Here is a 19,532-nt window from a genome sequence, read left to right as displayed (position 1 = left end):
GTCCGGATCAGGTGATCCCACCTGATCCGGGAAGGCTCTAGACCGCGTAGGCCCGCATGAAGCGGCGGGCGGCTTCGGCGGCCATCAGGTCGGCCTCGGCCGGGGCGAGGCTGTCCATCGCCCCCAGCATGAAGGCCATCTGCAGGCTGCCGATCACCATGCCGCCGAACATCTCGGCCGCCCGCATCGGGTTGGGCGCATCCAGGCGCCCGGCCGCATGTTCGGCCTCCAGGAACCGCGCCAGCTTCGCCCGGCTCGCCCGCGTGCCATGCTCGTACATGGCCCGCGCCACGTCCGGCGCATCCGCCGCCCCCGCCATGGCCACCCGCATCAGCCCCACGCCACGCGGCGACAGCAAGGCGCCCAGCAGCGCGCGCCCGTAGTCGGTCAGCGCCTTCTCCGGGTTGGCGGCGGCGTCGGGCGCGCCGAGCGAGGCGGTGATCTCGCGCACCCGCCGCTCGGTCAGCGCCCGGATCAGCTCGGCCTTGGAGCCGTAGTGGTTGTAGATCGTCTGCTTCGAGACCCGGGCCCGCCGGGCGATCTGGTCGAGGGAGGCGTTGAATCCGCGCTCGCTCATCACCTCGACGGCGGCGTCCAGGATCGCCTCGTTCTTGGCGACGTCGATCTGGCCGGCGACCCGAGGCACGTCAGTGGGCCCCCGCGCGCTCGACCGGCGGCATGGCCGGACCAGGCCGGGCGAACAGGGCGAGACCCGCGGCGAACCAGCAGCCCAGCGCCAGCACGGCGAAGGCGTCGCCGAAGCTCAACACCGCGGCCTGCCGATGCATCATCAGGCTCATCGCCTTGCGCGCCGTCCCGTCGGGGTCGGCCAGGCCGCCGGCGGTCATCATCTGGTCCAGACCGTCCATCATCGCCTGGGTGGTGGGATTGGCCTGGCTGGCCGCGCTCGCCAGGTCCATGAAATGCACGGCGTTCTGGTGGCTGAGGATGGTGGTGAGCACCGCCAAGCCGATCGCGCCCGCCACGTTGCGCGTCAGGTTTATCAGCCCCGAGGCGTCCTTCATCATCGTCACCGGCAGGGTGTTGATGCTCATCTGCTGGGCCGCGATCATCGCGCACATGGTGCCCAGGCCACGCGCGACCTGCAGGGTGAAGAACTCGGCGAAGCCCCACTGGTCGGTCACCCGCACGCCGAGCTGGATCGCCCAGGCCGCCAGCGAGAAACCGCCCACCATCGCCAGGCGCGCGTCGACCATCCGCACCAGCCGGCCCGCGATCGGCGCGGAGAGGAACATGGTGAGGCCCGAGACCAGCATGGTCGTGCCCACCTCGGCCGAGGAGAACCCGCGCACCTGGCCCAGGAAGATCGGCATCAGGAAGGTCCCGCCGAACAGGCTCACGCCCGTCACGAAGGTCATCACGATGCCGAGCGAGAAGTTCCGGTCGGCGAACGGCTTCAGCGAGACGATCGGCTGCCAATAGCTGAGCTGGCGCCAGATGAAGGCGACGCCCGTCAGCCCCGCGGTCACCGTCAGCCACAGGATCCAGGCGTCGTCGAACCAGCCGTCGCCGTTGCCCTCCTCCAGCACGTACTGCATCGACAGCAGGAACACGGTCATCAGGCCCAGGCCCCACCAGTCGACGCCCTTGGCGAGGTTCGGATCACCCTTGTCGAAGTCGGCGTAGCGCCAGACCAGGAACACCACCAGCGCACCCACCGGCAGGTTGATGAAGAACAGCCAGCGCCAGCTCAGCAGGTCGGTCAGGTGGCCGCCCAGGGTGGGGCCGATGGTCGGCGCCAGGGTGACGATCAGGCCCACGATCACGTTGGCCGTCAGCCGCCGCTCGGGCGGGAAGACGGTCATGGCCGTGGCGAAGATCGGCGGGATCATCGCCCCGGCGAACAGCCCCTGGAGCGCCCGGAAGCCGATCATCATCGTCACGGTCGACGACAGGCCGGTGCCCATCGAGGTCACGATGAACCCCACGCAGGCCACCACGTAGAACGTCCGCGTGCCCCACATCTTCGTCAGGTACGCGGTGAGCGGCATGATCACCACCTCGGCCAGGAGGTAGATGGTCTGCACCCAGCTGATCTCGTCGTTGGTCGCCCCGATGCCCGACTGGATCTGCACCAGCGAACTGGCGACGATCTGGATGTCGAGCATGGCCATGAACTGGCCGATGACCATGCCGCCGAAGCCCAGGAAGACCTTCACCCAGTCGACGGCCCGGCCGTCGGCGCCCAGCATCGCTGGCGCGCCGGCCGAGCGAGCGGCCGACGGAGCGGAGGTGGCCGCCGCCTCGCTCACGGCCTCAGCGCGCCGCGGCCCGGCGCGCCAGCCGGTCCTGGCCGTCGCCCGACTCGGCGAAGGCGGGCCCGGTGTCCTTGGTCACGTCCACCTTCACCTTCAGCGACAGGCCGGGCCGCAGGCCGCCGGCCAGGGGCTGGTCGCGGTCGATGGCGATCCGCACCGGCAGGCGCTGGGTGATCTTGGTGAAGTTGCCGACCGCGTTCTCGACGGGGATCAGCGCGAACTCCGCCCCGGTCGCCGGCGCGAAGCTCTCCACCCGCCCGCGGATCGCCTGTTTGCCGAACGCGTCGGCGTGGATCTCCACCGGCTGGCCGACGCGCATGCGCGCCACCTGGGTCTCCTTGAAGTTGGCCACCACATAGGCGTCGGCCAGGGGCACGATGCTCATCAGGGCTCCGCCCGGCCGGACGTACTGGCCCACGCGCACGCTGCGGGCGCCGACCACGCCGGCCACCGGCGCGCGCACCTCGGTCCGCGACAGGTCGATGCGGGTGAGTTGGGCGGCGGCCCGCGCTGCCTGCGCCTGGGCCACGCTCTGCTCGCGCGCCGAGCCCAGCGCCTGCGCCGCCCGCTTCTCGGCCTCCAGGGCCGCGCGCGCCTGGCCGACGCCGGCGGTCGCCTGGTCCTGGGCCGTGCGCGCGGTCTGGGCGCGCTGGGGCGACACCCAGCCCGACCTGGCCAGCGCGCCGTAGCGGTTCATCTCGGAGGTCGCCCACTTCGCCTGGGCGTCGGCGGCGTCCACCGCCGCGGCGCGCTGGGCGATCATCGCCTGTTCCAACCGCGCCTTGTCGTCCACGGCCGCGACGGCGGCCTCCAGCGCCTGGGCGTTGGCCTCGGCCTGCGCCAGGCGCGCCTGGAGCGTCGCCGGATCGATCCGGATCAACAGCTGGCCGGGGCGGACGGCCTCGTTATCACGCACCATCACCTCGGCGACGTAGCCGTCCACCAGCGGCGCGATCGTCACCTTGTCCGCGGCCACGAAGGCGTTGTCGGTGGCCTCGTAGTGCTGGCGATCGAGCCACCAGACCGTCGCGCCCGCGGCCACGGCCAGCGCCGCGACCGTCCCGGCCGCGATCGGCACGATGCGCCTCTGCAGGAATGAACTCATCGCCACAGCCCCAAAATTGGACGACAAAGTCCAACATACGAGCGTGACGCGCCGGCCTCAAGGCCGCCAGTACGGCGGCGCCCAATCGGGGTGGAACTGCGAGTTCGGGCACAGTCCTGAATGGGCGCCGCCGCCGCGGTGGGCCGCGGTTCGTGGCCTGACGACAGACCCGGCGTCGCGCGATGCGCGGCCGGGCCCGCGTTGCGTCAGGCGATCTCTTGGCGCAGGAGGCGCCGGCTGCGGAGGGAAGCGCCCGCAAGGCCGAAGCCGGAAATCATCAGCGCCCAGGTCGCCGGCTCCGGAACGCCGCCGACGGCGTCGCCGCCGCCGGAAGCCGGGGCCCGGTTGTCCAGGGTGATCGCGGCCAGGAACGGCGAGCCCGCCGGGTCGCCGGCTCCGGTCGAGCTGAAGTCGATGCCAGTCACGTCGCCGCCGAGCGCGGAGATGTCGAAGGCATAGACGTCGTAGCGCTCACCGTAGGAGTAGCTCTCGCTCGCGAAGAGGTCGGTGGCGACGTTGTTGAAGGACCCCGGGAAATGGTCCCGGATGTTGACGCCTTCGCGCAGGGCGTACGAAACGAGGTTCTGGCCGTTGCGGAAGGTCAGGTTGCCGACGACTGAGTCGAACGTCCCCCGGGTCGAGTTCAGGATCACATAGGCGATGTCGACGTTGGACGCCGACGCCGCGATCGAAACCGCCGAGGGCGTGCTGCCGCTCAACTGGATGATCCCGGTTCCGTAGTTCAGGCCGGCGTCGTAGGCGGAGGCCAGATCGAAGTCGACGCCGCCAATGTTCACGGACGTTCCGTGGAGGCCATACGGATAGCTCGAACCACCGGAGTAGAAGTTCACGTTGGCGTTCACATACGGCTGCAGGTCCACCTGCTGGGCGGCCTGGGCTGACCCGATGAACGCCAGGCTGGCGACCACGCCCGCGGCGAAGCCCGCCACGCTTCTTAGACTCTTCACAATCGAATACCTTTCATTCTGCGAGCCGGAAAAGCAGATCCTCCCGGCTCGTAAGTTGCGGTTCAGGCGCGCACAGCGTTGATGGCGATCTGGACGCCGAACAGCAGGCCCGAAATGGCCACGGGGACGGACTTCATCTCGTCGCGGCGCTTGCCGCGTCGGGCTGAAATTAGACTTCGGTTGTGATCTGCCGTCCTGTCCTGAGCTCACCAATCCGCTGCACTTGGGTCAGCGGCTGTATGACAGGCCGACGCTCGGTGGTCGTCTCGCTGCGTGCAGCATCCCTCCTGCTGCGTGCACGACCGCGGACGGAGTGCGGCCCGGACGGGGGTTCAGGCGGTTTCGGTCACGCCCGCGCGCGTCTCGCTCGGGGTCTCGCCGAACGTCGCTCCATAGGCGCGATAGAAGGTCGCCAGGCTGTTGAAGCCGAGCGACAGGGCCAGGTCCGTGATCGGCCGCCCGTCGTAGTAGGGATTGCGCAGCAGGGCGTAGGCCGCCGCCAGCCGCTGGCCCAGCACATACTGGCTGAACGTCTCGCCCGTCGGTTCGAACAGGGCGTGGAGCTTGCGCACCGAGATGCGCATGTCCGAGGCGATCCGGCCCGGCGACAGCAGCGGGTCGTTCAGCTGCTCCCGGATCCGCCGCTTGACCAGCGCGAACTGGCCGGCGCGCCCCGCCTCCAGATAGGCCTCGTCCTTCGCCCCGGCGCCTGCGGCGGAGGCGACGAGCCGCGCCGCGATCTCCGCGTTCGCCCCGAGCTGGGCGATGTCGAGCCGGTCGGACTGCTGCCTCAGCGTGTTGAGGAATGTCAGCACCATGGCCGACATCCCATGCTCCCGCGACAGGCGCATCCCGCGGTCGGCCATGTCCATCGTGATATCGGCCTGCTTGAACAGCTGGTGCGGCAGCACCCAGGTGCGCACATGGAGCATGGTGTCCGGAACCACCTCCGTCGCGCCGTTCGCGTCGAAGAACACCAGGTCCCCGGGCAGGACGCGATCGAGCTGGGTCTGCGGCGCGGCGAGGCCGATCCCCGTCTGGTCGAGTTGCTCGAAGATGAGGACGCCGTCCTGCGGCGCCCGCACGATCGAGTGTCCGTCGCGCTGGGCCGAGGCTTTGGAGGTGCGGATCTCCGCGGTCAGGATCGGCCCGAGCCGCTGGGCGGTGATGTTTCCGCTGAAGGCCCCGTCGACTACGCTCAGGCGTTGCGGCCGTCCCAGGGCCGCCAGGCAGGCCTCATAGGCGGCGACCCGCTCGTGCGGCTGGAAATCGTCGGTCGTGAAGTGGAAGTCACCGCGTTTCTGGGCCATGGACGCACTTCACGCGCAAAACGAGAAACGAAACGATAAAACCTAGGGGACCGAAGGCGCACGCGGTCGCGCGCCAAACATCCGCGCCTCCCTATACTCCGCCGGGACCCGCGAAAACAGTTCGCTCGCGAACCGAGGGTTGACGACCCGCGGCTTCGGCTTGGCCGGCGCGGTCGTCCTGTTGGTCGGACGGGGCCAAGCCGCCAGTACGGCGGCGCCCGCGCAGGGTAGTGCTGCGAGTTCAGGCGCAGCGCGACAGGCGCCGCCGCCGCGGTGACCCGCGGTCCGTGGCCCGACGGCGCCCCCGGCGCGCGATGCGCGGCCGGGCGGGCGGCGCGTCAGGCGATCTGTTGGCGCGGGACGCGCCGGCTGCGGAGCATCGTCCCGCCAAGGCCGAAGCCCGTGAGCATCAGCGCCCAGGTCGCCGGCTCCGGCACGGCGCCGCTACCGGGCTCCACATAGGCGTAGCGGTAGTCGAAGCCCGTGTCGGCGCTGAGGGCGCTGAAGTCGGTCACTTCCGTGCCGTCAACCATCACCTTCTGGATGCCGCCCCACGCGAAGGTGTCGCCGAGGTCGGTCGCGAAGCTGGAGAAGTTGAGCCCCGGCCCGCCCGCGCTGGCGAAGGCCTCGGTCTCGACGGTCATCTGCATCAGGTTGTTCTGGCCGAAGAAGGCCCCGAAGGTGATGGTGTAGGCGCCGAACGACGCGCCGCTCTCGGAAAAGCCGCCGCCCGCGCTGCCATTGCGGGAGCCGGAGACCGAAAACGGCGTGTCGCCCGTGTAGGCGGACGCGCGCCACCACTCGCTGCCGCTCCAGGCCACGCCCGATTGATCCGAGAGAAACGCCCCGTCGACATAGACCGTCGCGGTGATCGTCGCCTTGGTCCCGGCCGCGATGTCGCTCGAGCTCAGGAAGAAGAGATCCGAAAACTGGCCCGTCGAACTGGCGCTTCCGCCCCCGCTGGTGCAGCAGTTCACGCCGAACGTCTCGCCCGTGGCCGACGAATAGGCGTGGACCGCGCCCGCCTCGGCGCTGGCCGAGCTGTAGGACGAGCCCCGCGCGAACTGGTCGGACGAGCTGTCGACGGAACTCGATGAGGTCGCCGACACCGGCGCGGCGCCGCTGACGTTCTTGTTGTCGGTCACCCCAGGCGTCTGGATCGTGCCGCTGGCGGCCGTCGTCTGCGCGAGGAAGTTGGCGCACTGTCCGGCCGTCGCCGCCAGGCTGGCCAGCGCGAAGACCGAGATGAAGAAGCCCCGTTGGCGCGAAATCAAAGCCACGACAAACTCCTTACGCGGGGCGCCGCGGGTCACACACAGACCTCGATCGGAAGCCCCCTGCACTTGACGACAAAGGCATCCGCAAGTTCCCACGCCGCGTTCGGGGGCGACAATGGTATCAACCTACTATGCCGGTCGGATTCTGTTGGGCTTCAGGCTTTGGATACGAGCCGGATGCTAGGCGAAATCCTGGATCCGGGGCTCGCTCTCAAACCTCACGGCGCACGATGACTTTGCAGCCTGTCCCGCCTGCCGCACGAACGGGGGCCGCGTAGAGCCCATGTCCCAGGCGCAGGCGGGCGGGTCCGTCCAGCAGATCGTCGCCGAACTCTATCGCGGTGTCGTCGCCCAGCCCTTCGAGACCTTCAAGGAACGCGCGCTGGCCCAGCTTCGCGCGGCGATCCCGTTCGATTCCGCGGTCTGGGGCTCGGGCATCTTCTCCACCAACGCCATGCTCAGCGTCGCCATGGTCGACTTTCCGCCGGCGGCGGTGATGGCCTATGCGAACGCCTGGCAGGGACGCGACCATTTCCGCGACGCGGCGGCCGCGCAGCCGGGCAAGGCCCTCCGCCCGGAGGACCTGATGGACCGCGAGGCGTTCGAGCGGACGCCCATGTACGAGGCCTATCTGAAACCCTCGGGGGTCGAGCACATGCTGGGCGTCGCCCAGCACAACGCCGTGACGAACCTGGGCGACATGATCGTGCTGTTCCGGGCCGACCGAAGCTCTCCGTTCAGCGATGACGAGCGCGACCTGTTCGAGCAGCTCTCCATCCACCTGCCCAACGCCTGGCAGCTGGCTCAGGTGGCGCAGCACGCCCGCGCCATGGCGGACGGCTCGGTCATCGGCCTCGGCGACACCGAAAGCTGCGCGGTCACCGACAGGCAGGGCCTGTTGCATGCGGCCGGCATGGATTTCTGCCTGGCGGTCCGCGCCGTCTCGCCGAACTGGCTGGGGCCGCGCCTCCCGGCCGCGCTCGACCGCCTTCACGACGGCGAGGCGACGACGGTCGACCTGGGACCGTACGAATTCAAGCTGTGCCGGGGCCCCGACCGCAATCTCCTCTGGGCGATTCCGCGCGGGCGGACCCTCAGCCTCACGCCGGCCGAGCTGCGCGCGGCGCGGCTCTACGCGGGCGGCATGATCCAGGCCGAGATCGCCGCGCGCCTCAACGTCAGCGCTTCGACCGTCCGCAACCAGCTGGCCTCGGCCTACCAGAAGCTCGGCGTCCACTCGAAGGTGGAACTGGTCCGCGCGCTCAACCGGCCCGCCCCGGCTCAGGACGCAAAGCCGAAATAGCCCGGGGCCGCGCCGAACGGGACGACGGCGCCTTCAACCTGCCTGGTGCGGGCGGCCGGGCTCGAACCGGCACTCTGCCAAGCAGAAGCGGATTTTAAGTCACACACGCCGCATATATGTTACTGATTATATTGTAATTTTTGCATTTCGCAAGCGCTCTGCGTCAGAAAGTGCGCAAGTCGTACGAAGTCCCGAACGCCCCCACACGCCGCAGAAAGGCCGTGTCCAACCAAGTCTTCAGCCGAAGCATGTCGTGGCTGAGCCGCCAGGCCGATCCGCGGGTCGCGAACGCGTTCCCGTCGCCCAGGTCCATGATCGAGAGCCATCGCCTCTGCGGCCGGTAGCTTCGCAGCTCGCCGCCCCGTGCAACGGCCAGCAGGTTGTGAAGCAGGACTGGTGCGGCGCGTACGCCGAAGACGCCCATGCGTGGACGTGGGGCCTCCAGGAAGGCGCAGCCGTCGCCCGTCGCGAATATGCTGGGGTCCCCCGGCGGACGCAGCGTCGCGTCGACGCAAAGCGCGCCGTCCACGGCCGACGGCAGCCCAAGTCGTTCCATCAGGGGCTGGGCCGCCAGCCCGTGAGCCAGCACTAGGTGGCGGGCCTCGAGCTCCCGCCCGGTGTCCAAGAGCACCGTATCAAGCTCGCGGGACGCAACGCGCCCGATCTCGAAGCGCACGCCGGCCTGCTCGAGGTGCGACCCCAGCCTTCGCCACGCCGCCGGAGGGGCGCCATCACCCGTCGGCTGTCCGTGGGCGCTCACAAGGACAACGTCGGGTCGAACGCCACTCCGGCGTGCGAGGCCAGCGAGCGCGGCGGCGATCTCCAGCCCGGAGCGCCCACCCCCAGCGACGACGAGGCTGGGCGCGCGGCCGGTCTCGGACATCTCCCGCTCCAGAACCGCTCGCAGGCGAACCAGGCTGGCCAGGGGCTTGGCCGACCAGACCCGTGCAGCCTCCCCACCGAAGGCCGCCGGAGTCATCACGCTGCCGACATTGAAGCTGGCGAGGTCGTAGCTCAGGAGGCCTCCATCGCTCAGCTGGAGCCTGCGGCGCGCCCGATCCACCGACGTCACGGTGCGGGCCAGGTGGACGACGCCACGGCGACCGGCCAGTGCGCCCACATCGAGCTCGCCGTAGGAGGGCGGATATCGGCCGGAGAGCACCCCTGTCACGGCCCCGGAATAGCGGAACCGTGGGGGCGCCACGAGGGATACGGCCAGGCCGGCCGCCTGAAGGCGCCGCGCGTGTCGCAGGAGGAGCAGGTGGGCATGCCCCGCCCCCACCAGGACAAGCCGCAGGCGTGTCGACCCCGCGGTTTCCGTCATGTGCCGAAGCTCGCCGCGAGCCTGTAGACCAGCGCGGCCGCGAGCGCCGCGACGGGCAAGGTGACCAGCCAGGACAGGACGATCCCGATCATCGTCCGGGCGTTGGCCTCGCGAGTGGTCATGGCGATTCCAAAGAGCGCGCCGACCGAGACGTGGGTCGTGGAGACCGGCAGGCCAAAGAAGCTCGCGGCCAGGACCAATGATGATGTAGCGAGGTTGGCCGACAAGCCTTCATGGGGGTCAAGGCGCGTGATGCGCCGGCTCATGGTCTCGGCCACCCGGCGCGCGCCGATCGCCCCGCCGATCGCCATGATGAGCGCGATGAACGCGATGCTCCACCCCGGTGAGACGATGGGCGCGACCAGCAGGAGGGCCGCGATCTTGGGCGTGTCGTTGAGGCCTCGCGCGAAGGACACCGCGCCGGCGCTGGCCCAGTGGAGCCGGTCGGCGAGATGGCCTGCGTCGAGACGCGCGAGACGTCCCTGCCCCGCCGCGTCGCAAGCTTCGACCGTGGAAACGTGCAGGCTGAGCGAAGTCGGCCCGGCGACCAGCGCCATCGCCCCCGCCGGTTGCACGGCCGTCTCAGGATCGATGCAGAGACAGGCCGCCTCCGCCGCAGGCCGGCGCCCAAGCCGCAGGACCTGAAAGACGACGGCGCCCAGGGCGATCGCCAGCACCGGCCCCAGAAGAAGAGGCAGGGCGAAGCTCTTCGCCAGGGTGAGGGTGTCGATGGCGTCCGGGCCCGCCGCGGCCGCGCCGGCCCCGCCCAGGGCGCCCAGAAGACCATGGGTCGTCGATATGGGAAATCCGAGCCGGCTGGCGAGCATCACCGTGGCCGCCGCCCCGCCCGCGACCGAGATGACAAAGATCTCGGAGGTCACCAGCGCATCCGGGACCAGACCCTTGCCGGTGAACTTGTGCAGCAGGGCGGACGCGAAGAAGACCGATGCGATGGATCCGGCGGCCGTCGTCACGGTGGCCCAGGCTAGGGCCGTCCGATAGCTCGCCAGGCCGCCGCCGTAGAGGCTGGCCACGCCCTTGAAATTGTCATTCGCGCCGTTTGAGAGCGCCAGGAACGCCGCCGCGAGCGCCAGCGAGAAGAGCAGGAACATTTGAGGACCCGGAAGTATCGCCTTAAGGGCCGCCGCAGCGGGGGCGGTCGGCCTTGGTGCAGGTGTTGGGGATGGGAAGCGGTCGCGCTCAGCAGCAGGCCGCCGCATGAGCGGCCTCGGTGAGCCGGTCGAACGGCAATCCGGCCCCGCAGCCCTCGAAGAGGCCGAAGTGACGCGACATGTCCCCGATGAGATCAAAATGCGGCGCCAGGCGGCTCTCGGCCAGCATGCGCCAGGTGTTCCCGCAGACTGGCGCGACCTTCCCCACCTCGAAGATGTGATGCTTGTCCAACGTCAGGCTCTGGGGCGCGTCCGGGACAGATCCGCGGTAGCGCGCCGCCTGGCCATAGTCCTCGCAGGCGGGCTCCAAGCCCTCCAGATTGAAGAGCCGATAGGTCGCCGAGTAGAACCGGATCGGCGCCGTCATCTCCGCAAGGCGGGGGTCTCCCACCGCCAATGGGCGATCGGACACCAGGCGGGGATCGGAGAAGCCGGCGTCCTTCGCCAGGGCGAGGAAGTCACCCCAGTAGAGCGCCCCGGCCAGGCACTCGCCATGAAGGACGGGATCGCGACGCAGGGCCGCCGGCACGCGCCGATCGGCATAGACGTCGGAGAAGTAGAGCTCGCCGCCGGGCTTCAGGAGGCGCCTGGCCGCGGCGAAGACGGCGGCCTTGTCCTCCACGAGATTGATCACGCAATTGGAGACGATGACGTCGAAGCCGCCAGAATCGAGCCCCAGGTCCTGCAGACGGGCGATGTCGCCATCGATGAAGGCCACGTTGGAGGCCGCATAACCGAAGGCGGCGCGATGCCACTCGGCGTGGCGGCGGGCGACGTCGAGCTGTTCGGGCGTCGCATCCACGCCGACGACTTGCCCAGAAGGACCGACAAGCTGAGCGAGCACGTAGACGTCCTGCCCGGCGCCGCAGCCCAGATCGAGGACCCGAGCGCCCTCGAGGACCGGCGGGGCGATGAGCCCGCACCCGTAGTAGCGGCCCCGAACCTCTTCATGGACACGTCCCATCGCCTCGCGCAGCCGCGGTGGGGGCGCTTCGAGAGTCGAGCAGGCGTCCGTACGCAGATCCTGCGAGCCCCCAAGGACCCGACCATAGTAGTCGCGCGCGTTTTCAAGGCCCATGTCGTCCATGAAGGCTCCTCTCTGATCTGGGTTTGCATGGAGAAGTTCGTCGGACGCCGCGCGCCGGTTACAGCTCAGGTCGGGTTTTTCACCGGCGCCGGACGCTGTAACCAGGTCGGGCCGCCGTTCGAACTAGGGGAGGTATGGCCCGGTGCGACCGGGCGGAGCCGGAGACATCACAGTTGACCATCCATCCTGGCCGCTCCCCGTTTCAGTCGTCGCAGGCGCCTGCGCTGGACCCGCGCAAGTTCAGCGACCCCGAGTTCACCCTGGATGGTTCGGCCCGCGCGCGTGTCGCCCTCACCGGCCTGGAAACCCTCTGGTTCAACACCGGGACGCTGTGCAATCTGACCTGTCGCAACTGCTACATCGAGAGCTCGCCCAGAAATGACGCCCTCGTCTATCTGAGCCTCGCCGAGGTTCGTGACTATCTGGACGAAGCCAAGCGCCTCGGCCTTGCGCCGGGCGAGATCGGTTTCACGGGGGGTGAGCCGTTCATGAACCCCGAAATCATCGCGATGCTCGAGACCACGCTCGCGGCGGGATACCGGGTGCTCGTGTTGACCAACGCCATGCGCCCCATGCTGCTGCGCAAGACCGCGCTCCTGGGCCTGCGCGACCAGGTGAGCGGGCGGCTCACGCTGCGCGTGAGCCTGGACCATCACACCGAGGCCGTGCATGACGCCGAGCGAGGATCCGGCGCATGGGCCAAGGCCACGTCGGGCCTTCAGTGGCTCGCGCAGCACGGCTTCGTCGTCGACATCGCCGGTCGCCGCCTGGCGGGCGAGAGCGAGGCGGCCGCGCGCGCCGGATACGCCCAACTGTTCGACCGCCTTGGTCTGGACGTCCCGGCGGATGACCCTGGCCGCCTCGTGCTCTTTCCCGAGATGGACGCCGCCGTCGACGCGCCTGAAATCACCGAAGCCTGCTGGGGCATCCTGGGGAGATCCCCGGACTCGGTGATGTGCGCCACGAGCCGAATGGTGGTGAAGCGCAAGGGCGCGGCGCGTCCGACCGTCGTCGCCTGCACCCTCACGCCATACGCCAGGGACTTCGATCTCGGCCCGACCCTTGCGGGCGCCGCCGCGCCGGTGCGCCTCAACCATCCCCATTGCGCGCGCTTCTGTGTCCTGGGCGGCGCCAGCTGCAGCGCCGCCTAGCCCCTTGACCCAAGCTCCACGCCCGTCGCAGCCGCCCTCCATTTCCGTCGTGATTCCGATCCTGAACGCGGCGGAAGGCCTGCCGGCCTGCCTGGCCTCGGTGGCGGAGGCCGATGAGATTGTGGTTGTGGACGGCGGCTCGACGGATGACGGCGCCGAGCGGGCGCGACGCCTGGGCGCGAAGGTGATCGACGCCGCCCGCGGGCGCGGCGTCCAGCTCCATGCCGGCGCGCTGGCCGCCCGCGGCGCCTGGCTGCTGTTCCTACACGCCGACACCCAGCTGGACGCCGGCTGGCGCGACACGGTGGACGCCTTCGCCTGCCGGCCGCAGGCGGCCGAGCGTGCGGCGAGCTTCCGCTTTGCCCTGGACGACAGCGACTGGCGCGCCAGGGTGCTGGAGCGCCTGGTCGCCGCCCGTGTCCGCCTGCTGGCCCTGCCGTACGGCGATCAGGGCCTGCTGATCCCTCGCGATCTCTACCGGCTGGTCGGCGGCTACCGGCCCCTGGCGCTCATGGAGGATGTCGATCTCGTGCGCCGCCTCGGAAGCCGCCGCCTGGCGCCGCTGCCCGTCGCGGCGCGAACCTCGTCCCGCCGCTGGCGCCAGGACGGGTGGATCGCCCGCAGCCTGCGCAATCTCGGCTGTCTTGCGCTCTACGGATTGGGCGCGCCGGTCGACCGGATCGCCAAGCTCTATGGCCGTTGAGCCGCGCCGCCGCCATCTGGTGATCTTCGCCCGTCGCCCGCAGTACGGCGTCGGCAAACGGCGGCTCGCCCGCGAGATCGGCGACCTCGCGGCCCTGCGCTTCGCGCGACGGGCGCTTTCGGCGCTGCGACGGCGGCTGGCCGACGGTCGGCGCTGGACGAGCTGGATCGCCGGCTCCCCGGATCGCCCGCTGGATTGGGCGGGCGCCGGTTGCGGTCTCCCGCAAGGCGGCGGAGACCTGGGCGCGCGCATGGGCCGCGTGCTGGCCCAGCTGCCGCCCGGCCCGGTCGTCATTATCGGCGCAGATACGCCCGGCGTGGGTCAACGCGATGTCGTTGCGGCGTTCAGGGCCCTGGGCGCCGCGGACGCGGTGTTCGGCCCCGCCGCCGACGGTGGCTACTGGCTCATCGGCCTTCGCCGGCCGGCGGCTCACCCCGACATCTTCCGGGACGTCCGTTGGTCCAGCCCCGACACCCTGGCCGACACGATGCGCAATCTCAAAGGTCGGCGCGTGGCGATGTTGGCGATCCGCGAAGACGTGGATGACGCAGGCGCGCTCGCCCGGCTTCAGACCGGCGACTTCCGGCCCTGGTGACCGAAGCGGCGCGGGCTCACCGCCATGAGCCGCGCCACCGCCTCCGGGTCCCATGCCACTGGGTCGGTGACCACCGCATGGTCGAGGCAGGTGTCGATGGGCGAGGCGGCTCGTGATCGCGGCAACCTCCGAATGACGTCGACAAGGAGCCGCCGGGCGGTCTCGGCGTTGCGTCGCATGACATCGAGAACGGCGGCGACCTCAACCGGCGCCTCGCTCTCGCGCCAGGCGTCGTAGTCGGTGACCAGGCAGACATTGGCGTAGGGCAGTTCCGCCTCGCGCGCCAACCGGGCCTCCGGCATGGCGGTCATGCCGATGACGTCGCAGCCGAGGCCCCGGTAGATGCGGCTCTCGGCCCGCGTCGAAAACTGCGGCCCTTCCATGGCCAGATAGGTGACGTCCTCGGCCACCGCCATGCTGAGGTCGCGGGCGGCCTCGACCGCCAGCCCCGACAACCGCGGGCAGGTCGGTTCCGCCATCGAGACGTGGGCGGTCAGGCCAGGCCCGAAAAAGGTTCCGGGGCGCCTGGCCGTGCGGTCGACATACTGGCCGACCACAGCCAGGGCTCCGGGCGCGAGATCCTCGCGTAGAGAACCCACGGCGGAAATCGAGAGGATGTCGGTGCATCCGGCCTGCTTGAGCGCGCTGATATTGGCGCGCGCATTGATGTCGCCGGGCGGAAGGCGGTGCCCCCGCCCATGACGGGGCAGGAAGACGACGCCCACGCCATCCATCTCGCCCATCAGAAGGTCGTCGGACGGCGGCCCCCAGGGCGTCGCCATCGACACCCAGCACCGGTTCTCCAAGGCCTCGATCTCATAGAGACCGGAACCGCCGATCACCCCCAGCTTCCACTCGGTCATGTCTTGCCTTCGCCCTAGCCGCGGAAGTGGGTCTTGAGGACGCGCCCGACCGTCTCGGCGCCGTCAGCCGCGGTGATGTCGTCCTTGGCGACATAGACCACGACGCCCGACCGACCCAGGCGGCCCACATCGCGAGCCGCCTCGGCGATCCCCAGGACCGTGAGCCCGCCCGCCTGAGCGAGACGCTCGATGACGGTCCGCGCCACAGCGATGTCGGTGAGGCCGGCGAAGACCACCGGAACCGCCGGCGCATGACGCGACAGCGCCTCGAAGACGTCAGCGGCGGTCTGGGGGATCGTCGAACTGATCGCCGTTGAAATGATCGCGCCCGCGGCCGAGGCCGCAGCGCCCGCCGAGAGGGTCTCGAACGCCGCAGGCGTTGGCGCGTAGCCGAGCCTTTCCAGCAAGGGGCGCATCTCCGCCACGATGAAGGGATGAGGGCGCGCCAGCAGCACGGGCCTGTCCTGAGCCATTCGGTCTCCTCCGAGCTCGGCGCGCATCCGCCGATCTCCGATTAGTTCGTGCGGCGCCGCAGCGAGGTTACAGGTTCAGCGAGCGCTTTGCTGTCCAGCCCGCCGCGCGCGCCCGCGAAGCCACGGATGTTGGATTTGGACGCCCAGCCGTCCCAGCCGCGGCCCGCGCAAAGCTCACACCGAGGCCAGATACAATCGTGAGAGTTCCTGCGCGGCGATGATCAGCGGCAGTCCGCTCTGCTCAACCCGCGCCTGCACCAGCGCGCCCTCAAGGGCCGACAAGGTCAGTGACGCGAGGCGCTGGGCTCGATCGGAGGCTACGCCGTCTCGCTCAAGACGGGCGGCGAGTTCGCCTGACCATGCCCGCAGCGCATCCTGGCCGGCAGCGGTGATCGGCCCGTCCTGGGGCGCATTCTCGAGCAGGACGGTCGTCATGGGCGCGCCGTCGCGATAGCCGGACTGCGCCATCCAAGCGGCCAGAAGCTCGGCGTGCGCCGTCACGAGTTCGCCCGCCGATTGGGTGGATTCGGCGAGGCCCCGGACGGTTCCTAGGACCCGTCGTCCGGCCTCCCGCACGGCCGCCGCGCCTATCGCGGCCTTGCCGCCGGGAAAGTAGTGGTAGACGGACCCTTTCGGCGCGCCGCTCGCCTCGACGATCTCGGCCAGCCCCGTCGCCGCATAGCCCTTCTGCCTGAACAGTCGGACTGCGGCGTCAACGATCGCGTCGCGGTGTTTTGCTGGCGGCGGCAAGATCTGGCTCCACTCCCCTCAACGAGGCCTGCCACAGCCTGAGACGACAGCAAAGCTGCGATCAGAACTATATTGACCGGTCTATATAGACAATGGATGGATGTCCACCTGTTCAAGACAGGGAGACGCAGATGGAACGGGATCAGGCGACGCGGGCGCCCGCCGAGGTTCTCACCGACCAGACGTCAGCGACGATTGAGGAGGTCGCCGAGGGACTCTACGAAAGCCTTCGCCACGGCCGGTTGGCCCCGATGCCGTTGCGGCCTCAGGACGAGGCCCTGCTGGCGCAGTGCGAGAGCTTCCATTTCGCGGATTCCCGACGCCTTGCCGGATGGTCTGTCGGCGAGGGCCGAGCGGTGCTCCTGGTCCACGGATGGGGCGGCAGAGGCGCCCAGATGGCGAAGATCGCCCTGGCGCTCGCAGACCACGGCTTCCGCGCCGTCTTCTTTGATGCGGGCGCACATGGGAATTCCGATCCCATGCCGATGGGCTTCGATCGATTCATGGAAGACGCGGCCGAACTTCAGGCCTGTGTGGGACAAGCGCCCTACGCGTGGATCGGTCACTCGGCTGGCGCGCTGGCGATGATGTCGGCGCGCCGGACGCACGGGATCGCCGCCGAGCGCTTCGTCTGTATCGCGACGCCCTTCTTCCCCTACGTGCCCATTGAGCGAATGCAGCGAAGCCGTGCGCCGCAGGCCGCCCTGGACCTGGTGAAGGTTCGCATCGCGGCTCAGTTCGAGGCCTCGTGGACTCAGCTTGAGGGCGGACTTGCCTGGAGGCCGGATCCCGCACAGGCCCTGATGTTCGCCTACGACGCCGCTGACGAGGTCGCCCGTCCATCCGATGCGGACGCGATCCTGTCCGCCTGTCCGGCCGCCGCCCTGGTTCAAACTGAGGGACTTGGCCACAATCGCATCTTGCAGTCCGACAAGGTGATCAGCGCGATCCTGGCGCACTTGGCCTAGCGCCAGCGCATAGGTCGACCAGATCGTGCCGCAGACTTGGACGTCCGGGCGGAACACCCGCCAACCTGGCCAGCCTGCGGCTCAGGCCCGTTGGCGCCGCGATAGATCAGAGCGTCTCATTTGACGCCGAGGAGACGGTCGAGAGACAGCCCGCCGCCGCCGCGGGCCAGGAGCGGCAGCAGGATCGCCGCCCAGCTCAGGTGCGTCGGCCAGGCGTCGGGATAGACGAAGGTCTGGATCACCAGGGTCATGCCCAGGAGGGCGGCGGCCGACAGGCGCGTGAAGAGCCCCAGGACGAGCAGGATGGGAAACAGGTGTTCCGAATAGGTCGCCAGATGCGCGGCGATGTCCGATGGGATCAGCGGCACCTGATATTCCTCGGCGAAGAGGGCGTAGGTTCCTGGCGTGATCGTCAGGAGCCCCTCGACCTTCGTGCGCCCGGAGAGGAAGAAGACGCCGGCCGCGCCGAAGCGCGCGACCAGCAGCAACAGCCCGTCAGGCAGCAGCTTCTCCGCCGTCTGGCCGAACATCTGGACAGGCTTGAGCGCGGTCGTCGGGTTCAATGTCATGGGCCTGGTCTCCCAATGGCCGATTGCAGGGGCTCGAAGGCCCCGAAGTCGATGAAGGCGGCGATGTGGCGCGACAGGTCGGCCTGGGGGTCGGCCGTGAGGGCGGCCGTCGCCGCGCCGCCCAAGGGCTCTCCGCGCCAGCAGGCCTTCAGGAAGGCGAAACCCGCCGCGTCCAGAACCAACGCGACCACGTCCCCCCAGGGCCGGGCCACCAGCGCGCCCTCGGCGCGCCAGTCCACTTGAACCTCGTCCGGCGCCGGCGCGGGCGGGCGGTTCAGCCGCCAGATCGTGGGCGCCGGATCGGGGAACCAGCCCAGCCGTGCGCTCGGATGGAGCCGCAGGGTGAGTTCGAAGAGCCGGTCCGGCGGCAGGTCCGCCAGGGCGCCTGAGGCCAGGACGGGGGCGTCCGCCGCGGTGTGGGACTCGATCCAGAAGCGGTCGAGGCTCGCCACGCCAGGCAGGTAGCTCAGCGCCTCCGCCGGCGGGAACGTCGCCAGGAAGTCCGGGAAGCCCTCGCCGAAGGCCATCAGGGAGGGCCCTCGCGCCCAGTCGACCTCGAGATAGGCATGGGCGGCGGCGGAGAACCATTCGGCGCCGACCAGTCGCTCCACGGTCGGAAAATTCGCGCGGAGCGCATCCAGGAGGCCCTTGAAGACCGTGTTGCGATAGACCGTCATGCCGGCCTCGAGCCGCGCGGGATCTCCGTAGCCGCGGGGCGGGCGACCATCCCGCAGAGCCGCGGCGAAGGCGTCCTGGAAGGCGGCGAGACTAGACATGGGCGAGGTCCGGATCGGCGGAAAGTGACCCACCGGCCAAAATCTCCGCAGCCCGGTCGCGCTCGCTCAGCAGGTCACCGAAGCTCGGGATATCCTCGTCCCGCTCGATCAGGGTGGGCCTGGCGCCGACACGCGCGATGAGGCGCTCATAGAGACGCCAGACCGGCTCGGCGACCGGGGCGCCGTGGGTGTCGATCAGCAGGCGCTCCCCGAGCCTGCCGTCCGGCGTATGGCCGGCCAGATGGATCTCGCCGATCGCGCTCCCGGGGACGGCGTCGAGATAGGCTTCGGGGGAGAAGCCCAGGTTGCAGGCGCTCACGAAGACATTGTTGACGTCGACCAGCAGGCCGCAGCCTGTGCGCCGCACCAGCTCCAGGAGGAATTCGACCTCGTCCAGGTCATGCCCCTCCAGGGGCATGTAGAGGGAGGGGTTCTCGACCAGGATGGCGCGGCCGAGCGCCGCCTGGGTCCGGTCGATGTTGGCGGCAATGCGATCGAGCGCCGCGCGGGTCCTGGGAAACGGCAGCAGATCGGGATTGTAGGCGCCCTGCCAGGCCGACCAGGCCAGGTGTTCTGAAACGACGAATGGCGAGAACCGGTCCACAAGCGCCTTGAGGCGAGCCAGGTGGGCCGGGTCGGGATCGGCGTCGGCGGCCAGCGACAGCCCGACCCCGTGCAGGCTCAGCTCGTGATCGCAGCGCAGCGCCTCCAGCATGGCGAGCCTTGGGCCGCCCGCGACCATGTAGTTTTCGGGATGAACCTCGAACCACAGTCCGACCGCCTGACAGGCCATCGCCTCGTCGAAGTGTTCGGGCTTGAAGCCCAGTCCGGCGGTCGGTCGCATCATCGTGCTCTGTGG

20 protein-coding genes are annotated in these 19,532 nt (G+C 69.6%); 5 read left to right on the top strand and 15 right to left on the bottom strand.

What is annotated here, in order from left to right:
- Positions 1-37: 37 nt before the first annotated feature.
- The 6 genes from GC203_RS00290 to GC203_RS00265 form a co-directional block, all read right to left on the bottom strand.
- Complete coding sequence (locus GC203_RS00290) at positions 38-646, bottom strand: TetR/AcrR family transcriptional regulator (RefSeq protein ID WP_293450137.1); 609 nt, start codon at positions 644-646, stop codon at positions 38-40.
- A gap of 1 nt (position 647) precedes the next feature.
- Positions 648-2,273: a DHA2 family efflux MFS transporter permease subunit gene (locus GC203_RS00285; RefSeq protein WP_366501230.1), complete on the bottom strand. Its 1,626-nt coding sequence runs from the start codon at positions 2,271-2,273 to the stop codon at positions 648-650.
- Between the two features lie 4 nt (positions 2,274-2,277).
- A complete protein-coding gene (locus tag GC203_RS00280) occupies positions 2,278-3,384 on the bottom strand; it encodes an HlyD family secretion protein (protein ID WP_293450135.1) in 1,107 nt (368 codons plus the stop codon).
- A 206-nt stretch (positions 3,385-3,590) separates the two neighbouring features.
- Positions 3,591-4,334 carry a PEPxxWA-CTERM sorting domain-containing protein gene (locus GC203_RS00275; protein WP_293450133.1) on the bottom strand — a complete coding sequence of 248 codons (744 nt, stop codon included), beginning with the start codon at positions 4,332-4,334 and terminating at the stop codon, positions 3,591-3,593.
- 350 nt (positions 4,335-4,684) lie between these two features.
- Entirely contained in the window at positions 4,685-5,662 is a 978-nt protein-coding gene (locus GC203_RS00270) for a helix-turn-helix domain-containing protein (protein ID WP_293450131.1), read from the bottom strand.
- A 338-nt stretch (positions 5,663-6,000) separates the two neighbouring features.
- The gene (locus GC203_RS00265) at positions 6,001-6,942 is read right to left on the bottom strand and encodes a PEPxxWA-CTERM sorting domain-containing protein (protein WP_293450129.1); all 942 of its coding nucleotides are present in this window, start codon (positions 6,940-6,942) and stop codon (positions 6,001-6,003) included.
- A 280-nt stretch (positions 6,943-7,222) separates the two neighbouring features.
- On the opposite strand from GC203_RS00265, the gene GC203_RS00260 reads away from it, so the two are divergent.
- Positions 7,223-8,242, top strand: a complete 1,020-nt coding sequence (locus GC203_RS00260) for a helix-turn-helix transcriptional regulator (protein WP_293450127.1) — start codon at positions 7,223-7,225, stop codon at positions 8,240-8,242.
- 163 nt (positions 8,243-8,405) lie between these two features.
- Here the strand turns inward: GC203_RS00260 and GC203_RS00255 are convergent, their stop codons facing one another.
- From GC203_RS00255 to GC203_RS00245, 3 genes are all read right to left on the bottom strand, one after another.
- Positions 8,406-9,566 (bottom strand): FAD-dependent oxidoreductase, encoded by a 1,161-nt coding sequence (locus GC203_RS00255; protein ID WP_293450125.1) that lies wholly within the window; start codon positions 9,564-9,566, stop codon positions 8,406-8,408.
- Entirely contained in the window at positions 9,563-10,678 is a 1,116-nt protein-coding gene (locus GC203_RS00250) for an inorganic phosphate transporter (protein ID WP_293450123.1), read from the bottom strand. The genes GC203_RS00255 and GC203_RS00250 overlap by 4 nt, the downstream gene beginning before the upstream one ends.
- An 88-nt stretch (positions 10,679-10,766) precedes the next feature.
- Positions 10,767-11,825, bottom strand: coding sequence for a methyltransferase domain-containing protein (locus tag GC203_RS00245; protein WP_293450121.1), 1,059 nt, complete (start codon positions 11,823-11,825; stop codon positions 10,767-10,769).
- A gap of 173 nt (positions 11,826-11,998) precedes the next feature.
- Here GC203_RS00245 and GC203_RS00240 point away from each other — a divergent pair, with 173 nt between their 5' ends.
- From GC203_RS00240 to GC203_RS00230, 3 genes are read left to right on the top strand one after another with little or no spacing between them, the layout of a single operon-like run.
- Positions 11,999-12,976, top strand: a complete 978-nt coding sequence (locus tag GC203_RS00240) for a radical SAM protein (protein WP_293450119.1) — start codon at positions 11,999-12,001, stop codon at positions 12,974-12,976.
- Complete coding sequence (locus GC203_RS00235) at positions 12,942-13,679, top strand: TIGR04283 family arsenosugar biosynthesis glycosyltransferase (RefSeq protein WP_366501226.1); 738 nt, start codon at positions 12,942-12,944, stop codon at positions 13,677-13,679. Before GC203_RS00240 ends, GC203_RS00235 begins: the two co-directional genes overlap by 35 nt.
- The gene (locus GC203_RS00230) at positions 13,669-14,274 is read left to right on the top strand and encodes a TIGR04282 family arsenosugar biosynthesis glycosyltransferase (protein ID WP_293450115.1); all 606 of its coding nucleotides are present in this window, start codon (positions 13,669-13,671) and stop codon (positions 14,272-14,274) included. The genes GC203_RS00235 and GC203_RS00230 overlap by 11 nt, the downstream gene beginning before the upstream one ends.
- Here the strand turns inward: GC203_RS00230 and mtnP are convergent.
- From mtnP to GC203_RS00215, 3 genes are all read right to left on the bottom strand, one after another.
- The gene (mtnP, locus tag GC203_RS00225; RefSeq protein WP_293450113.1) at positions 14,247-15,137 is read right to left on the bottom strand and encodes an S-methyl-5'-thioadenosine phosphorylase; all 891 of its coding nucleotides are present in this window, start codon (positions 15,135-15,137) and stop codon (positions 14,247-14,249) included. The genes GC203_RS00230 and mtnP overlap by 28 nt on opposite strands.
- A gap of 14 nt (positions 15,138-15,151) precedes the next feature.
- Positions 15,152-15,610 carry a hypothetical protein gene (locus GC203_RS00220; protein ID WP_293450111.1) on the bottom strand — a complete coding sequence of 153 codons (459 nt, stop codon included), beginning with the start codon at positions 15,608-15,610 and terminating at the stop codon, positions 15,152-15,154.
- A 174-nt stretch (positions 15,611-15,784) separates the two neighbouring features.
- Positions 15,785-16,360 (bottom strand): TetR/AcrR family transcriptional regulator, encoded by a 576-nt coding sequence (locus GC203_RS00215; protein ID WP_293450109.1) that lies wholly within the window; start codon positions 16,358-16,360, stop codon positions 15,785-15,787.
- Positions 16,361-16,491: 131 nt separating this feature from the next.
- On the opposite strand from GC203_RS00215, the gene GC203_RS00210 reads away from it, so the two are divergent.
- Positions 16,492-17,328: an alpha/beta hydrolase gene (locus tag GC203_RS00210; protein ID WP_293450107.1), complete on the top strand. Its 837-nt coding sequence runs from the start codon at positions 16,492-16,494 to the stop codon at positions 17,326-17,328.
- A 116-nt stretch (positions 17,329-17,444) separates the two neighbouring features.
- Here GC203_RS00210 and GC203_RS00205 read toward each other — a convergent pair whose 3' ends face one another.
- Genes GC203_RS00205 through GC203_RS00195 form a run of 3 tightly spaced genes read right to left on the bottom strand, consistent with a single transcriptional unit; the run spans position 17,445 to position 19,517 of the window.
- Positions 17,445-17,897, bottom strand: coding sequence for a DoxX family protein (locus GC203_RS00205; RefSeq protein WP_293450105.1), 453 nt, complete (start codon positions 17,895-17,897; stop codon positions 17,445-17,447).
- Positions 17,894-18,673: a DNA-binding domain-containing protein gene (locus tag GC203_RS00200; protein WP_293450104.1), complete on the bottom strand. Its 780-nt coding sequence runs from the start codon at positions 18,671-18,673 to the stop codon at positions 17,894-17,896. The genes GC203_RS00205 and GC203_RS00200 overlap by 4 nt, the downstream gene beginning before the upstream one ends.
- Complete coding sequence (locus GC203_RS00195; RefSeq protein WP_293450103.1) at positions 18,666-19,517, bottom strand: DUF692 domain-containing protein; 852 nt, start codon at positions 19,515-19,517, stop codon at positions 18,666-18,668. The genes GC203_RS00200 and GC203_RS00195 overlap by 8 nt, the downstream gene beginning before the upstream one ends.
- Between the last annotated feature and the right edge of the window lie 15 nt (positions 19,518-19,532).

The organism is Phenylobacterium sp. (assembly GCF_016124325.1).
Taxonomy (GTDB): Bacteria; Pseudomonadota; Alphaproteobacteria; order Caulobacterales; family Caulobacteraceae; genus Phenylobacterium.
This window is presented reverse-complemented; position numbering and strand designations above follow the sequence as displayed.

Coding starts and splice junctions, on each gene's coding strand:
- GC203_RS00205 (WP_293450105.1), bottom strand. CDS start 17,897: ATGACATTGAACCCGACGACCGCGCTCAAGCCTGTCCAGATGTTCGGC.
- GC203_RS00260 (WP_293450127.1), top strand. CDS start 7,223: ATGTCCCAGGCGCAGGCGGGCGGGTCCGTCCAGCAGATCGTCGCCGAA.
- GC203_RS00220 (WP_293450111.1), bottom strand. CDS start 15,610: ATGGCTCAGGACAGGCCCGTGCTGCTGGCGCGCCCTCATCCCTTCATC.
- GC203_RS00230 (WP_293450115.1), top strand. CDS start 13,669: ATGGCCGTTGAGCCGCGCCGCCGCCATCTGGTGATCTTCGCCCGTCGC.
- GC203_RS00200 (WP_293450104.1), bottom strand. CDS start 18,673: ATGTCTAGTCTCGCCGCCTTCCAGGACGCCTTCGCCGCGGCTCTGCGG.
- GC203_RS00250 (WP_293450123.1), bottom strand. CDS start 10,678: ATGTTCCTGCTCTTCTCGCTGGCGCTCGCGGCGGCGTTCCTGGCGCTC.
- GC203_RS00270 (WP_293450131.1), bottom strand. CDS start 5,662: ATGGCCCAGAAACGCGGTGACTTCCACTTCACGACCGACGATTTCCAG.
- GC203_RS00255 (WP_293450125.1), bottom strand. CDS start 9,566: ATGACGGAAACCGCGGGGTCGACACGCCTGCGGCTTGTCCTGGTGGGG.
- GC203_RS00195 (WP_293450103.1), bottom strand. CDS start 19,517: ATGCGACCGACCGCCGGACTGGGCTTCAAGCCCGAACACTTCGACGAG.
- GC203_RS00280 (WP_293450135.1), bottom strand. CDS start 3,384: ATGAGTTCATTCCTGCAGAGGCGCATCGTGCCGATCGCGGCCGGGACG.
- mtnP (WP_293450113.1), bottom strand. CDS start 15,137: ATGACCGAGTGGAAGCTGGGGGTGATCGGCGGTTCCGGTCTCTATGAG.
- GC203_RS00210 (WP_293450107.1), top strand. CDS start 16,492: ATGGAACGGGATCAGGCGACGCGGGCGCCCGCCGAGGTTCTCACCGAC.
- GC203_RS00245 (WP_293450121.1), bottom strand. CDS start 11,825: ATGGACGACATGGGCCTTGAAAACGCGCGCGACTACTATGGTCGGGTC.